Annotated in this window: 12 protein-coding genes and 1 pseudogene; 10 read left to right on the top strand and 3 right to left on the bottom strand. The window is 64.2% G+C overall.

What is annotated here, in order from left to right:
- Positions 1-19 precede the first annotated feature (19 nt).
- The 3 genes from E5X34_RS11175 to E5X34_RS11165 all read right to left on the bottom strand — a co-directional run bounded on the left by E5X34_RS11175 (position 20) and on the right by E5X34_RS11165 (position 3,563).
- Entirely contained in the window at positions 20-1,810 is a 1,791-nt protein-coding gene (locus E5X34_RS11175) for a TRAP transporter large permease subunit (protein ID WP_292564129.1), read from the bottom strand.
- Positions 1,807-2,412 carry a TRAP transporter small permease subunit gene (locus tag E5X34_RS11170; RefSeq protein ID WP_292564127.1) on the bottom strand — a complete coding sequence of 202 codons (606 nt, stop codon included), beginning with the start codon at positions 2,410-2,412 and terminating at the stop codon, positions 1,807-1,809. The genes E5X34_RS11175 and E5X34_RS11170 overlap by 4 nt, the downstream gene beginning before the upstream one ends.
- 245 nt (positions 2,413-2,657) lie before the next feature.
- Entirely contained in the window at positions 2,658-3,563 is a 906-nt protein-coding gene (locus tag E5X34_RS11165) for a branched-chain amino acid ABC transporter permease (RefSeq protein ID WP_292564125.1), read from the bottom strand.
- A 94-nt stretch (positions 3,564-3,657) separates the two neighbouring features.
- Here E5X34_RS11165 and E5X34_RS11160 point away from each other — a divergent pair, with 94 nt between their 5' ends.
- The 10 genes and pseudogenes from E5X34_RS11160 to E5X34_RS11115 all read left to right on the top strand — a co-directional run bounded on the left by E5X34_RS11160 (position 3,658) and on the right by E5X34_RS11115 (position 15,843).
- Positions 3,658-4,266 carry a CGNR zinc finger domain-containing protein gene (locus E5X34_RS11160; protein ID WP_292564124.1) on the top strand — a complete coding sequence of 203 codons (609 nt, stop codon included), beginning with the start codon at positions 3,658-3,660 and terminating at the stop codon, positions 4,264-4,266.
- Positions 4,259-4,789: a hypothetical protein gene (locus tag E5X34_RS11155; protein ID WP_292564123.1), complete on the top strand. Its 531-nt coding sequence runs from the start codon at positions 4,259-4,261 to the stop codon at positions 4,787-4,789. The genes E5X34_RS11160 and E5X34_RS11155 overlap by 8 nt, the downstream gene beginning before the upstream one ends.
- A 184-nt stretch (positions 4,790-4,973) precedes the next feature.
- Positions 4,974-8,459 (top strand): annotated as a pseudogene (locus E5X34_RS11150) (indolepyruvate ferredoxin oxidoreductase family protein); the annotation flags it as partial.
- Positions 8,460-8,606: 147 nt separating this feature from the next.
- A complete protein-coding gene (locus tag E5X34_RS11145; protein WP_292564120.1) occupies positions 8,607-10,922 on the top strand; it encodes an EAL domain-containing protein in 2,316 nt (771 codons plus the stop codon).
- Positions 10,923-11,256: 334 nt separating this feature from the next.
- Positions 11,257-12,018: a hypothetical protein gene (locus E5X34_RS11140; RefSeq protein ID WP_042645176.1), complete on the top strand. Its 762-nt coding sequence runs from the start codon at positions 11,257-11,259 to the stop codon at positions 12,016-12,018.
- 143 nt (positions 12,019-12,161) lie between these two features.
- Positions 12,162-12,311, top strand: a complete 150-nt coding sequence (locus E5X34_RS11135; RefSeq protein ID WP_082056395.1) for a DUF3096 domain-containing protein — start codon at positions 12,162-12,164, stop codon at positions 12,309-12,311.
- A 150-nt stretch (positions 12,312-12,461) separates the two neighbouring features.
- On the top strand, positions 12,462-12,686 hold the full coding sequence (locus tag E5X34_RS11130) for an aa3-type cytochrome c oxidase subunit IV (RefSeq protein ID WP_042645175.1): 225 nt from the start codon (positions 12,462-12,464) through the stop codon (positions 12,684-12,686).
- Positions 12,687-12,771: 85 nt separating this feature from the next.
- Complete coding sequence (locus E5X34_RS11125; protein ID WP_292564118.1) at positions 12,772-14,022, top strand: Re/Si-specific NAD(P)(+) transhydrogenase subunit alpha; 1,251 nt, start codon at positions 12,772-12,774, stop codon at positions 14,020-14,022.
- Positions 14,022-14,444, top strand: a complete 423-nt coding sequence (locus E5X34_RS11120) for a proton-translocating transhydrogenase family protein (RefSeq protein WP_112128301.1) — start codon at positions 14,022-14,024, stop codon at positions 14,442-14,444. Before E5X34_RS11125 ends, E5X34_RS11120 begins: the two co-directional genes overlap by 1 nt.
- Before the next feature lies 1 nt (position 14,445).
- The gene (locus E5X34_RS11115; protein ID WP_292564116.1) at positions 14,446-15,843 is read left to right on the top strand and encodes an NAD(P)(+) transhydrogenase (Re/Si-specific) subunit beta; all 1,398 of its coding nucleotides are present in this window, start codon (positions 14,446-14,448) and stop codon (positions 15,841-15,843) included.
- Positions 15,844-15,900 lie beyond the last annotated feature (57 nt).

Genomic DNA, 15,900 nt, shown 5'->3' with positions numbered 1-15,900 from the left:
TGTGAAACGGTGAAATGTCCTAGTTGAATTTTGGCGGCTGCGAGAGGTCGGGGGCCGGGGCCGCCGGCTTGGCCGGCGCGTCGCCGAAGCTCGGCGGCTGCGACAGGTCGGGCGTGCCGGGCGTCGCCGGCGCGCCGCCATTGGCCGGAGCCGCGCCGCTATTCGCGGGTGGCGCGCCGAGCGGCGACAGCGAAGGCATGTCGGGGAGCTTAAGGTCGATGGTGCTGGGCTCCACCGCCGCTCCCTTGTAGCGCATGACCATCTGCGGGAAGGCGATGGTGAGTCCGATCATGATCACCTGGATACAGACGAACGGCACGGCGCCCCAATAGATCTGCCCCGTTGTCACCGGCGCGATCTGCTTGCCTGTGATCCTGTCGAGGTAAGGCACGCGGGCCGCGACCGAGCGCAGGTAGAACAGCGCGAAGCCGAAGGGCGGATGCATGAAGCTGGTCTGCATGTTGACGCCGAGCAGCACGCCGAACCAGATCAGGTCGATGCCGAGCTTGTCGGCGGCGGGCGCCAAAAGCGGCACGATGATGAAGGCGAGCTCGAAGAAATCGAGGAAGAAGGCGAGCACGAAGACCAGGATGTTGACGCCGATCAGGAAGCCCGTCTCGCCGCCGGGCAGCGAGGTCAACAGATGCTCGACCCAGATGTGGCCGTTGACGCCGTAGAAGGTCAGCGAGAAGACGCGCGCGCCGATCAGGATGAACAGCACGAAGGAGGAAAGCCTGGTCGTCGAGGCGAGCGCTTGCTTGACGACGTCGAGCGACAGCCGCCCCTTGGCCGCCGCCATGATCAATGCTCCGACCGAGCCCATGGCGCCACCCTCGGTCGGCGTGGCGATGCCGAGGAAGATCGTGCCCAGCACCAGGAAGATCAGCGCCAGCGGCGGGATCAGCACGATCACCACCTGCTGCGCCAGCTTCGACATCAGGTTGAGCCTCAGCCGCTGGTCGACGATGGCGGCGACATAGATGACGATGACGCCGACGGCGAAGCCGAGGATGTCGGCATTGTCGCCCTGTGTCGGCGCAAGATAGCGATAGGCGCCGTAGGAGATCGCGCCGGCGATCAGCAGCGCCACGATCAGTGACAGCACGCCGTGGCCGAGCGTGCGGGCCTCGAGCGGCAGCGCCGGCATCGCGTTCGGCCGGACGATCGACATGATCAGGATGTAGAGCATGTAGATGCCGGTCAGCACGATGCCCGGGATCAAGGCGCCGGCATACATGTCGCCGACCGAGCGCCCGAGCTGGTCGGCGAGCACGATCAGCACCAGCGAGGGCGGGATGATCTGGGCAAGCGTGCCGGAGGCCGCGATGACGCCCGCCGCCAGCCGCCGGTCATAGCCGTAGCGCAACATGATCGGCAGCGAAATAAGCCCCATGGCGATGACAGAGGCCGCCACCACGCCGGTCGTTGCGGCAAGCAGCGCGCCGACGAAGATGACGGCATAGGCAAGGCCGCCGCGGATCGGCCCGAACAGCTGGCCGATCGTGTCGAGGAGGTCTTCGGCCATCCCTGAGCGTTCGAGGACGATGCCCATGAAGGTGAAGAACGGTATCGCCAGCAGCGTGTCGTTGGACATCACCCTGGTGCCGTAGAAATTGTCCGGCAGCGCATGCAGCAGCGGCCAGGCGAGGTTGATCGAGCCGCCGGAATAGGGCGAGACCAACACGCCGATGAAGAAGAACAGCAGGCCGTTGGCGGCGAGCGAGAAGGCGACGGGGTAGCCGATCAAAAGGAAGATGATCAGCGAGGCGAACATGATCGGCGCCATGTTCTGCGCGATGAACTCGATCATGGGCGGACCTCGCCCGCGATGGCTTTGGCTTCCTCGGCCAACGCCTCCGCCTCGAGCCTGGCCTGCTCATGCGCCGATATGAAGGGATTGGGATCGTCCATGTCGCCGCGCATGATGGCGATCTTCTTGATGATCTCGGAAACGCCCTGCAGGGCAAGCAGGAAGAAGCCGACGAGCAGGATGGCCTTGGCCGGCCAGACGATCAGCCCGCCGGCATTGGTCGACATCTCGCCGCTGTGGAAGGACAGCGACACATAGGGCACGAAATAGATCACCATCAGGACGACGAAAGGCATCAGGAAGAACAGGTGGCCGAGCAGGTCGATCCAGTGCTGCACGCGCCGCGAGAACATGCCGTAGACGATGTCGATGCGGATATGGTCGTTCTGCTTAAGCGTGTAGGCCGCGGCCAGCATGAAGGCGGCGCCGAACAGATACCATTGCAGCTCAAGCCAGGCATTGGAGGAGGTGTCGAACACCTTGCGGATGACGGCATTGCCGGCGCTCACCAGGATCGCGAGCAGGATCAGCCATGAGACCCAGCGGCCGATGAACTCGTTGATGCGGTCGATCGTTCTGGAAAGAGCGAGAAGCCCTGCCATGCATATCCTCCCTCGCGCATCGGCCCGAAAATCGGTTGCGATTTTCGGAAAGCACGATGCGCACAACTCAAAGTGCCATGCGGCGCGCCCGATTCCCCCTCCGGTGTCGCGTCGCTTGGCCCAACGGTATGCAGTGCGTGGCCCGGCAGGTCAACATGGCAAAGCCGCGCCGAACAGATCGGTAAGCCTCGCGGACGCGGAATGCCGCCGCCTGACGATGCGTCATGCAACGAAAGTCTGGGAGCTCAGGCGATCTTGGCCTGATCGCGCCCGGCGCCGATCAGCACCAGCATGGCGACGAGGAAGAGATAGATCCAGGCGTCGCGCCATTCGAGCGGGAAGTAGCCAGCCCAGAGCGATTCGGCCATGCCGAAGGCCGCGGCGCCAAGGGCCGCCCGAAGCGGCGACAGGTAGCCGCCGACCGCCGTCACGAACAGGATCTTCAGGCCGTAGACCAGCCCGGTGCCGAAGGAAACATTGCCGTAATAGAGGCCGGCAAGCACACCGGCCAGGGCCGCGCAGAAACCGCCGAACAGCACGGCCCGGCGGAACACCGCGCGCACATCGACCCCGCACATCGCCGCTGCTTTCGGATCGTCGGAGACGGCGCGCCAGGCGCGGCCGAAGCGTGAATGCGAAAACAGCCAGGCCGCCAGCGCCACCAACGCGACGACCCCCGCGCAGTCGAGCAGCTGGATGACGGTGAGCGTGACCTTGAAACCCTCGCCCTGGGCAAAGACGACCGGAGTGGCAAGCATTGGCGGCAGCCAGAGATCGTGCGTGTCGGCGGCGATGCGGCTTGCCTCCGACAGGAAGATCAGGATGCCGAGCGTCGTCACCACGATGGCGTTGGGCGAGCGGTCGGCGAGCCTCTCGAACACGCTGCGTGACAGGACGTGGCTTATCAGCGCGGCGTAGAGCAGGGCCGCGGCCACGCCGAGCGCCACCGCGGCGGCGAGCGTCAGCCACAGCGCCTGATAGCCGAAGGCGGCGGTCAGGATCATCGTCTGGCCGCAAAAGGCGAACAGGGCGCCATAGGCCAGGTTGGTGCGGTGCAGTATGCCGTTGGTCAGCACATATCCGAAGGCGAGCAGCGCGTAGAGCGCGCCTGAATGCAGCCCGTTCAGCACCTGCTGGAAGAAATAGAGCATGCGGCGTCCTTGGGGCCGCATGACGCGACCCTGCAGGGAGCGTTACATTCGGAATCTAACTTGTCAAACACGTTTTATAGGTTAGATTTCGATCATGACGGTATCCTGGACCCCGCACCGCTTCACCGGCGGCATCCTTGCGCTCGACACGGCGAACACCGTGGTGCTGCGCAACGATCCGCAAAAGTCCTTCGACCGTTTCGACGACCCGGCCGAGATCGCCCGCTTCGCCGAGGCGGCCAGCGGCTTCCGCGCCGCCGAGCTCGGCGGCCGGCGGCTGCGGGCGCCGGAGCCGGGTGAGATCAAACCGACCGTCATCTCGATCCGCGAAGCGACCGATCGTCTGTTTCGCCATGCCGTGTCGAATGGCGCGGTGGCGACCAGCCACCTGCCGGATTTCCTCACGGCCTGCGCCAGCGGGCTGTCCGGCAGCGCGACCGAGATCGGAACGCCTGGCCAGCCTTTCGGCGACCCGCAAACGCCGATCGCCTTCGAGGCGGCTTTGGCCGTCTCGGCGCTGTCGCTGCTGCGTGACGAAACGGTGGCGAGGCTGAGGATCTGTCCCAATTGCAGCTGGCTGTTCGTCGACCGCAGCCGCAACGCCAGCCGCTTGTGGTGCGACATGGCTGTCTGCGGCAACCGCCAGAAGGCAAACCGCTATTACCGCCGCCGCACGGCGGCGAGGGAGGTTCCCAATGCTTAGAAAACTGTCGCGTTCGGCTTTGATCGGCGCCGCCCTGGTCGCCGCTGTCGCGCTCGGCGCCTGCCGCGACACCGGCAAGGATCAACTCTTCGCCATCTCGGGAAAACTGTTCGAGTTCAACTACCGGCTGGCCATCGCCACCTATGTCATCACGCTGAAGCCGCTGCGGCCGATGGTCGACGGTCAGGTCGCGGTGGTGAGCTTCCAGAATCCCGCCGGCGGCGACCCGCTCATCGTCAACCAGAAGATCTGGCCGAAGCTGCCGCACATCACGCTCACCAGCCCGCCGCTCACCTGCGTGGTCAAGGACAAACCCTATTCCGTCTCGATCCGCATCGAGGATGCGAGCGGCACGCTGCTGCAGAGCATCGATACCACGATGACCTCGTCCGAGGACCAGACGATGCTGCCGGACCGGCCATTGGTGATCGGCCCGAATTACGAGCTCAACCCGGACCTTGCCGGCCATCCTGACGGCAAGCTGCCCGATGCCCAGAAGCCGGATTGCTCCAAAGCGACCTGAGCCACGAAATTTTTGTTCCTCACAAAGCGGTTAGCATGATCTTGCATGCGCCGCCGGCCACTCGCCAGACCGTTTGTTGCGTGTTATCTGGCCTCTGCGATTTTGTTTGACCTCACCGCCTAGGGACGAAAGACTGCGTCGTCCCACTCCGACGTTGGCTGCCTGATTTGAGGCGCCTCCGCAGAGGAAATACCTGATGACGCTGCACGACGTCGCGCTCGACGACAAGTTCGACCTTGGCAAGGAGCGCATCTTCCTATCCGGCGCGCAGGCCGTCGTGCGCATGCTTCTGATGCAGCGCGAGCGCGACCGTCGCGCCGGCCTCAACACCGCGGGCTTCGTTTCCGGCTATCGCGGCTCGCCGCTAGGCGGCCTCGACATGCAGCTGTGGCGGGCGAAGAAGCAGCTTGCGCAAGCCGACATCGTTTTCCAGCCGGGCCTCAATGAGGAACTCGCCGCCACCGCCTGCTGGGGCTCGCAGCAGACCGAATTGCTGGGCGAGGGCACGCATGATGGCGTTTTTTCGGTCTGGTACGGCAAGGGCCCGGGGGTCGACCGGTCCGGCGATGTTTTCCGCCACGCCAATCTTGCCGGCTCCTCCAAACATGGCGGCGTGCTTGCCCTGATGGGCGACGACCACATGGCCGAATCCTCGACCAACGCGCATGCCACGGAATTCCTCTTTGTCGACACCATGGTGCCAATCCTCAATCCGGCCGGCGTCCAGGAGATCATCGACTACGGCCTTTACGGCTTTGCGATGTCGCGCTTCGCCGGCACCTGGGCAGCGATCAAATGCGTCAAGGACAATATCGAATCGACGGCCTCGGTGGACGCCTCGATCGAGCGTCTGGGCATCGTCATTCCCGAATTCGACATGCCGCCGGGCGGCTTGAACATCCGCCACGAGATCGACATGCTCGGCCAGGAAGAGCGGCTGCACGAGTACAAGCGCGCCGCCGCCTCGGCCTTCATCCAGGCCAATGGGCTGAACCGCATCGTCTATTCCGGCGGCCGCAATCCCAAGCTTGGTGTCATCACCATCGGCAAGAGCTATCTCGACGTCCGCCAGGCGCTGGAGGATATCGGCATCGACGAAGCGGCCGCCAACCGCATCGGCATTCGCCTGTTCAAGGTCGGCTGTCCGTGGCCGTTGGATTTCCAGCACATCGCCGACTTCGCCCGCGGCCTCGACACCATCGTCGTCGTCGAGGAAAAGCGCTCGCTGATCGAGGTGCAGTTGCGCGAGAACCTCTACGGCACCGCCACCCAGCCGGTGATCGTCGGCAAGAAGGACGAACGCGGCGACTGGCTGTTTCCGGCCAAGGGCGCGCTCGACCCGAACGAGATAGCGATTGCGCTCGGCGAACGGATCCTGCGCACCATCGGCCCGTCGGAAGAGATCGCCGCGCGGGTGGCGAAGCTGCGCCAGTTCCAGGCGATGCTCGCCGACACGCTCGATATCGGCTCGCGCACGCCCTTCTTCTGCTCGGGCTGCCCGCATAATTCCTCGACCAAGGTGCCGGACGGCTCGCTGGCCGCCGCCGGGATAGGCTGCCATTTCATGGCGCTGTGGATGGACAGGAACACCGTCGGCTTCACCGCCATGGGCGGCGAGGGCGCGCAATGGGTCGGACAGGCCCCGTTCTCCAAACGCGACCACATCTTCCAGAATCTCGGCGACGGCACCTACAACCATTCCGGCGTGCTGGCGATCCGCTTCGCGCTGTCCTCCGACGCCAACATCACCTACAAGATCCTCTATAACGATGCCGTCGCCATGACCGGCGGTCAGCCGCATGAGGGCGGCCTGACGGTCGACATGATCGCCAGGCAAGTACGCGCCGAGGGCGTCGAGCGCATCGCCGTCGTCACCGACGAGCCCGACAAATATGCCGGCAAGGCCGATTTCCCGGCCGGCATAACCATCCACCACCGCGACGATCTCGATCTCGTCCAGCGCGAATTGCGCGAGGTGAAAGGCGTTTCGGTGCTGCTCTACGATCAGACCTGCGCCGCCGAAAAGCGCCGCCGCCGCAAGCGCGGCACCTTCCCCGATCCGGACAAGCGCGTCTTCATCAACGAGCTGGTCTGCGAAGGCTGCGGCGATTGTGGCGTACAGTCCAACTGCGTCTCGATTCAGCCGGTCGAGACCGAATTCGGCCGCAAGCGCCGCATCGACCAGTCGAGCTGCAACAAGGATTTTTCCTGCCTCAACGGTTTCTGCCCGTCCTTCGTCACCGTGCATGGCGGCAAGATCAGGAAGGCCGAAGGCATTGCCGGCAGGGCCGATCCGCTGGACGGCGTGCCCGCGCCGGTGGAATTCCGCATGGGAAACCAGGGCTGGGCGGCGATCATCGACGGGGTCGGCGGCACCGGCGTCGTCACCGTCGGCGCGGTGCTCGGCATGGCCGCGCATCTGGAAGGCAAGGGTTGCGGCATGATCGACATGGCGGGCCTCGCCCAGAAGGGCGGTTCGGTCTTCACCCATGTCCGCATCGCCCCGACGCCTGAGGACATCCACGCCATTCGCGTCTCGGCCGGCAAGGCCGACCTTGTGCTCGGCTGCGACCTCGTCGTCTCCGGCGCCAAGAAGGTGCTGGGCGCGGTGCGCGAGGGCCACACGATCTTCCTCGCCAACACCGCCGAGATCATGCCCGGCGAATTCACCCGTTCCGCCGACTTCTCGCTGCCGGTCGAGCGGCTGAAGAAGGCGATCCGGGCGGCTGCCGGCGACGACAAGGCGCATTTCTTCGACGCCACCCGCACCGCGACCGCCCTGTTCGGCAATTCGCTCGGCGCCAACATGTTCATGCTTGGCTTCGCCTTCCAGCATGGCGGTCTGCCGCTTTCGGCCGAAGCCGTTGAAAAGGCGATAGAATTGAACGGCGAAGCGGTGGCGATGAATATCGCGGCTTTCCGCTGGGGCCGCCGCGCCGCGCATCAGCCCGATTTCGTGCGTGGCCTGGTCGCCCAGACCGGCAAGCCTGCGTCCAAACCGGCCGAGACGCTGGATGATGTCATCGCCCGCCGCGTCGCCTTCCTCACCGCCTACCAGAACGCCGCCTACGCCGGGCGCTACGCCGACCGCGTGGCGGCGTTGCGCGCCGCCGAGGCGACGGCGATTCCAGGCTCGACGGTGGTGACTGAAGCGGCGGCGAAAAACCTCTTCAAGCTGATGGCGATCAAGGACGAGTATGAGGTGGCGCGGCTCTACACCGACGGCACTTTTGCCGCCGACCTCGCCAAGCAGTTCCAGAGCTACGAGAGGCTTGAATTCCATCTCGCGCCGCCAATCCTTGGCCGCCGCGGCAATGACGGCAAGCCCAGGAAATCGAGCTTCGGCCCGTGGATGATGAAGGGCTTTCGACTGCTGGCGGCGATGAAGGGCCTGCGCGGCACCGCCTTCGACCTCTTCGGCTACACGGCCGAGCGGCGCATGGAGCGGCAAGCGTTGAGGGAATACGAAGCCGATCTCGACCTCATCGCCGGCGCGCTGGCGCCGGGCAGGGTGGAGGCCGCGACGGCCCTGGCCTCCGTGCCGGCATTGATCCGCGGCTACGGCCATGTCCGGCAGGCCAGCGCCGCGAAGGCGGCGGGCGAGCGCTCGCGCTTGATCGAGCGTCTGGCCCAGGCTCCGGCGGAGCCGACGCTTCGCGCCGCCGAGTGACCGCGCCGGCGCATTGACGGCGCGCCAGACCCCCGGTTCCCTGGTCTGTCCCGCCTGCTGCAACCCTCCGCAACCGGGGTTGAACGCCGTTCTAAGCCTTTCTTAAGGCGGGTGTGGCATGACAAGGCGTAGCGTTGGGCCAGCGGCATGGGTAGAACAAAGACCGAGAACATCCCGGCGGATGTCTATATCCAGTTCGTGCGGGCATTGTTCGACAACGCCGGCATGGTTGCGATCGGCGGCGTATGCTACTGGATTCTCGGGTTCATGGTCTACCTGCGTACGCAGGATCTGCTTTATCTGACGTTGGCTTTCGTTCTGCTATCGGCCAGCCTCTGGCGGTACTTCAGCATCCGAGGCTTCCATAGAGCGGGCGGCACCATAGCAAGTGTCGCAGAGGCAGAAGCGATAGAGCGCAATTACATTCTCAAAGGCAGCGCGCAGGGCCTCGCATTGGGGTCATTCTGCTTCGTGTCGATCTACCTGCGTCCTGATCAATTTGCTGAACTGGCGTCGGTTTCGTTGTCGTTGACGACCCTGGTAACGGTTGTCGGACGAAGCTACGGGTCCATGCGCATGGTCCAGATTTTTTCCTTGACCCTCGTCGGGCCCGCGGCTCTTGCGCTCATCCTGCGCATGGATATGGCTTCTGTCGTCCTCGGCTTGATGATCTTCCCGTTGACGTTCGTCACCATCAACAGCGCCGACCATGTCCGCAACGTGCTCTTCTCCGCCGTCATCGGCCACAAGCAGGCCGGGAACCTGACGCGCCGGTTCGATCGCGCGCTCAACACCATGTCGCACGGCCTGGTCATGCTAGGCCCGGACGGGCGCGTCGCGGTGGCCAATGCCGAGGCCGCCCGCCTGATGTCGCTGAGATCGGGCGACGCTTTGCTGGGGCGCTCGATCCACGGCCTTTTGATGCGCGGCGTCGCCGGCGGCATGCTGGCGCCGAAAGACTGCCGCTACATCGAGGCGCAGCTGACGCGCGCCCTGCGCGAAGGCCGCGACCGCAAGGTGCTCGTTTCGCTGGCCAATGGTCAGCATTACGAATTCTCCGCCCGCGAAGGCAGCCAGGAACTGGGCGTCATCACCTTCGAGGACGTGACGGTGCGCGTGGAGGCGGAGGAAAAGATACGCTTCATGGCGCGCTACGACAATCTGACGGGTCTGCCGAACCGCGCCTATTTCCACGAGCTGGTCCGTGAAGCCATGGCCTCCGGCGAGCAGGATCGGCTCTGCGGCCTCGCGGTGCTCGATCTCGACGACTTCAAGAGCGTCAACGACACGCTCGGCCATCCGGTCGGCGACGGGCTGATCTACGCCGTGGCCGAGCGTCTCGCGGCGATTGCCGGACCGGGCATCACGGTCAGCCGCTTCGGCGGCGACGAGTTCATGATCTTCTTCGACCGCGTCGAGGACGAGAGCCATCTCGGCACCCTGCTCGACCGGATCTTCGCGGACCTGCAGGGCGAAGTGGACGTCGCCGGCCACGGCTTGCGCATCCAGGCCAGCGGCGGCGCGGTGCTGTCCAAGGTCAAGGACACCGAGGTTGATGCAATGATCGTCAAGGCCGACCTTGCCCTCTACAAGGCCAAGGAACTCGGCAAGAACAGCTGGCGGCTGTTCGAGGCGGCCATGGACGCCGCTTTCCGCAATCGCCAGCTGATGAAGGCCGATCTGCGCAATGCCGTGCAGGCCAAGGATTTGCGCGTGGTCTATCAGCCGATCGTCTCCGTCAGCACCATGCGCATCGCCAGTTGCGAGGCGCTCTGCCGCTGGGACCATCCCGATCTCGGCCCGATCTCGCCCGGCGTCTTCATTCCGCTTGCCGAGGAGATGGGCATCGTTTCCGACATCAGCAGTCTCGTCCTGGAGGCAGCCTGCGCCGAATGCGCCAAATGGCCGGCCCAGACCAGCGTGTCGGTCAACCTGTCGGCCAAGGATTTCCGCAGTCGCGACATCGTCCAGAAAGTCAGGGACGCCTTGGCCAAGTCGGGCCTTGCGGCGCACCGGCTCGAAATCGAGGTCACGGAGACCGCCTTGCTCGATGACAAATCGCTGACGCGCGAATCGATCGAGGACTTGAAGGCGCTTGGCGTGCGCATCGCGCTTGACGATTTCGGCACCGGCTACTCCAGTCTGAGCTATCTCCACAAGCTGCCGCTCGATAAGATCAAGATCGACCGCTCTTTCCTGGTCGATATGAACCAGAACCGGCAGTCGCTCGATCTGCTGAAGGGCATCGTCAGCCTGTCGCGGACATTGGGCCTTTCGGTCACCATCGAAGGGGTGGAGACCTTCGAGCAGCTGAAGACGCTGGTTCATCTGGTCAAGCCGGACTTCGTGCAAGGCTTTCTGTTCGGCGCGGCGCTCAGCGCGTCGGGCATCGAGACGATGTCGAGCGTCACATGGCCATTTGTCGCGGACCTGCATATCGCCGGCAAACGAACGGCCAGCTGACCGGATTTCCCGGGCAAAGCGCAAAACGGCTTCCACTTCGCAGAATTACGGCCCCTATTGAGGGGCCCGCCAAATATATTGGCGCTACAGGACAAGTGTAGGCTGGGCATGCTCGGCGCTTTCGAAGCTCTGAATTCGAAATGACTTCATCGATTATAACCGGTTGGCATTAGAGGTCGCTCGCGTCGGGATTTGCTTTTCTCGCGCATGATCAGCGAAATTGGGCGCCCGGCATTAAGGTTAACAAGAGGTAAATCAGCAATATCGAATTTTCAGCTTGTGTCTCATTTCAACTCGAATAGCCTTAGTCGCAGGCGGAATTCGAGGACTGACAATGGATGCTGCGAGGAAGAGTGCGTCGGCCGACGCCAGCGCGAGGATGGACTCCGCGCTCAACCGGTCGATGATGGAACTGCTGGATCATGTCGAATATCGCCTCATCACGGGGGGTGAAGATCAGGAGGCGATCTATCGGCTCCGCTACAATTCCTATCGGCGCTCAGGTATGTGTGGTCCGATCGCGAGTGGGATGTTCGAGGATCGCTGGGATAATCTACCCAACGCCTATCGGTTCGGTGTCTATTGCTATGACCAATTGGTCAGCACACTGCGTTTCCATTACATTACCAGTGCGCAGCCATACTCGCCTTCGGTCGATGCCTATCCCGAAGTCTTGCTTCCACGGCTCGCCCGCGGCGAAACCTTCATTGACGGAACCCGCTTCGCAGCCGACCCAGACAGCGCCCCGGCGCCGGGGGTGCTGCCTTTCCTGACGCTCAGGATCGCCATGGTCGCCTCCTGCTACTTCGGCCAGGACTCGGTGCTGACGCCGGTCAAGATGGAGCATTCCTCTTTTTACGTTCGTTACTTTCAGGCCGTGCAGAGGACAGAGGCTAAAGCATTTCCGGGCGTTCTTCCCCCGCTCGCACTGTTCGAAATACCGGCCGGCGAAAACATGCGCCTGACGCTCAAACGATTGCCGTTCTTCAGATCGACGCCGATGGAGCAGCGGCTGATGTTCGGCAATCCGGCCATCAACCGGCTGACGCCCCTCTCCATTGTGCCGACGGCTAAATACTATCGCGCCGCTGCCTGAACGCGGGCCATGAACCTTCTGCCGGCTGCGGCGTCAGCAAGCAATTCCAGGAAAGTGTGAGCGGTTTTCCGGCCGGAATTACGTCACGACAAGCTCCGCAACCGTCTGACGGGCGATCGCTTGCCAAATGAAAGGATCGCGACATGACCATTCATTCGATCGCGCTGACGCCGCTGATCTCGCTGATCGCCGGCGTGCTGATCCTGGTGATGCCGCGGCTCCTCAACTACATCGTCGCGCTTTACCTGATCGTTGTCGGCCTGCTCGGCCTTTTTCCCCAACTCGCCGGCTGAAGTCCCCGTTGCCGCGCGGGCGGGGGGGGGCGCCGTTCGATTTCAACTTTCATTTGAGGCTGTTGTCGCAGGCTGTGCGGCAATAGCGCCATTGCTCTTGGTTCGGCTTTTCGCTATGTGCCTCAAAGGCTTTTTCGAAGGGGTACTTCCATGGCTGATCACACGCCCGCCGGTCCGGTCGAGCTTGGCGCGCAGATGGACTATGCCGAGCACGACCGCACCTATAAGGCCTTCCTCGGCCTTGCCAAATACGGCTCGCTGGTCTGCGCCGCCATCCTCATCGCCATGGCCTTCGGCTTCTTCGTCGGCGGCTTCTTCTCGGGCCTCATCGTGTTCATCCTGATCACGGCCATCGGCACTCTCATTCTGCGGTAGACTTCCCAAGCCCATCGCCCTCGACGTCGCCGGACGTCCGGCCGACGCCTTGCGTAATCAAGGTTCCAGCCGAAAGGATCGTCCGGTGGGACAAATAGTGTTCATCCCTCGTGAGCTTGACCCGAACGAGCCGCGCGTCGCGGCCTCGCCGGAGACGGTCAAACGTCTGGCTGGCCTCGGCTTCGACGTGATCGTCGAGAAGGGCGCCGGTCTCGGCTCCCGCATCCCCGACCAGGATTTTGCCGCGGTGGGTGCCGCGATCGGCACGGCGGCCGACGCCAAGAAGGCCGACGTGGTGCTGAAAGTGCGCCGGCCAACCGATGCCGAGCTGAAGGGCTACAAGCCGGGTGCTGCCGTCATCGCCATCATGGACCCCTATGGCAACGATGCCGCGGTGGCCGCGATGGCCAAGGCCGGCATCACCGCTTTTTCCATGGAATTCATGCCGCGCATCACTCGCGCACAGGTGATGGACGTGCTGTCCTCGCAGGCCAACCTTGCCGGCTACCAGGCGGTGATCGACGCCGCGGCCGAATATGATCGCGCATTGCCGATGATGATGACGGCGGCTGGCACCGTGCCGGCGGCCAAGACCTTCATCATGGGCGTCGGCGTCGCCGGTCTGCAGGCGATCGCCACCGCGCGCCGTCTCGGCGCCGTGGTCACCGCCACCGACGTTCGCCCGGCGGTGAAGGAGCAGGTGCAGTCGCTCGGCGCGAAGTTCCTGGCGGTCGAGGACGAGGAGTTCAAGGCGGCCGAGACCGCCGGCGGCTATGCCAAGGAAATGTCGAAGGAATACCAGGCCAAGCAGGCGGCGCTGACGGCCGAGCACATCGCCAAGCAGGATATCGTCATCACCACCGCGCTGATCCCAGGACGGCCGGCGCCGAAGCTGGTCTCTGCCGCCATGGTCGCCTCGATGAAGCCGGGCTCGGTGATCGTCGATCTTGCGGTCGAGCGCGGCGGCAATGTCGAGGGCGCGGTTCCCGGCAAGGTCGTGACGACCGGGAACGGCGTCAAGATCGTCGGCCATCTCAACGTGCCTGGCCGTGTCGCGGCCTCGGCCTCGCTGCTCTACGCCAAGAACCTTTACGCCTTCCTCGAGACGATGGTCGACAAGACGACCAAGACGCTCGCCATCAAGCGCGACGACGAACTGGTCAAGGCGACGATGCTGACCGATGGCGGCCAAGTCGTGCATCCTGCCTTCGCCAAGGCGGTGGAGGAGCCGCGCACCGCGCCGGCGGCCATTCCGGCGACGACCATGGTTGCCGATGCCGCCGCGAAGCCGGCGGCAAGGAAGAAGGCCGCAGCCAAGCCTAAGGGGACCGCGTGATGGACGCCTTGCAGAAAGCCCTCGACCAACTCGACCAGGCGACCGCCGCCGTGCGGCTGGCGGTGCAGGATCTTGCCAACGCGCCTGCAGGCGCCGAGGCCGCCGGCAACGCCGCGCATGCGCTCTCGGGCGGCGCCATCGATCCCTTCGTCTTCCGCTTCGCCATCTTCGTGCTGGCAATCTTCGTCGGCTATTATGTCGTGTGGTCGGTGACCCCGGCGCTGCACACGCCGCTGATGGCCGTCACCAACGCAATCTCCTCGGTCATCGTCGTCGGCGCGCTGCTCGCCGTCGGCATTGCCGCTTCCGGCCTTGCGGCGGGCTTCGGCTTCGTCGCGCTGGTGCTGGTCTCGGTCAATATCTTCGGCGGCTTCCTGGTCACCCAGCGCATGCTCGCCATGTACAAGAAGAAGGAAAAGTGACGTGACCGTCAATCTCGCTTCCTTCCTCTATCTTGTCTCCGGCATCCTGTTCATCCTGGCGCTGCGCGGCCTCTCGCATCCGACCACCAGCCGCCAGGGCAATCTCTACGGCATGATCGGCATGGGCATTGCTCTTTGCACCACGCTGGCGCTGGCGACACCCTCGGCCGGGCGCTTCGGCCTGATCGTGCTGGGCCTCGCCATCGGCGGCGGCATCGGCGCCGTCACCGCGCGCCGCATCGCCATGACCTCGATGCCGCAGCTGGTCGCCGCCTTCCATTCGCTCGTCGGCTTCGCCGCCGTCATGGTCGCCGCGGCCGCCATCTACGCGCCGGAAAGTTTTGGCATCGGCACGGCGGGCGACATCCACGCCCAGGCGCTGGTCGAGATGAGCCTCGGTGTGGCCATCGGCGCCATCACCTTCACCGGCTCGGTCATCGCCTTCCTCAAGCTCGACGGCCGCATGTCCGGCAAGCCGATCATGATCGGCGGCCGCCACCTCATCAACATCGTCCTCGGCGTCGCCCTGGTGGTGCTGATCGTGCTTCTGGTCACCACCGAGTCCAAGCTCGTCTTCTGGCTGATCGTCGCGGCCTCGCTGGTGCTCGGCGTGCTGTTGATCATCCCGATCGGCGGCGCCGACATGCCGGTCGTGGTGTCGATGCTGAATTCCTATTCGGGCTGGGCGGCGGCGGCGCTTGGCTTCACCCTCGGCAACCTGGCGCTGATCATCACCGGCGCGCTCGTCGGCTCGTCCGGCGCGATCCTGTCCTACATCATGTGCAAGGGCATGAACCGCTCCTTCATCTCGGTCATCCTCGGCGGCTTCGGCGGCGAGACGGCGGCCGTTGCCGACGACGGCATCGAGCGCACCGTCAAGCAAGGCTCGGCCGACGACGCGGCCTATCTGATGATGAATGCGCAGAAGGTCATCATCGTGCCCGGCTACGGGATGGCGGTCGCCCAAGCGCAGCATGCGCTGCGCGAAATGGCCGACAAGCTCAAGGCCAACGGCGTCGAGGTCAAATACGCCATCCACCCCGTCGCCGGCCGCATGCCTGGCCACATGAACGTCCTTTTGGCAGAGGCCAACGTCCCTTACGACGAGGTGTTCGAGCTCGAGGACATCAACTCGGAGTTCGCGCAGGCCGACGTCGCCTATGTCATCGGCGCCAACGACGTCACCAACCCGTCCGCGCGCGACGACAAGTCCTCGCCGATCTACGGCATGCCGATCCTCGACGTCGACAAGGCCCGCACCTGCCTCTTCGTCAAGCGCTCGCTCGGCTCCGGCTATGCCGGCATCGACAACACGCTTTTCTACAAGGACGGCACCATGATGCTGCTCGGCGACGCCAAGAAGATGACCGAGGAAATCGTCAAGGCCATGGACCACTGAGCTTGATTGCAGGCTTCAAAAAGAAAGGCCCGGCAAACGCCGGGCCTCTCTTTTTGA

It is taken from the genome of Mesorhizobium sp. (assembly GCF_004963255.1).
In the GTDB taxonomy this organism is placed as follows: domain Bacteria; phylum Pseudomonadota; class Alphaproteobacteria; order Rhizobiales; family Rhizobiaceae; genus Mesorhizobium.
Note: the sequence above shows the minus strand (reverse complement) of the source record. Positions and strands in the feature narration are given on the sequence as shown.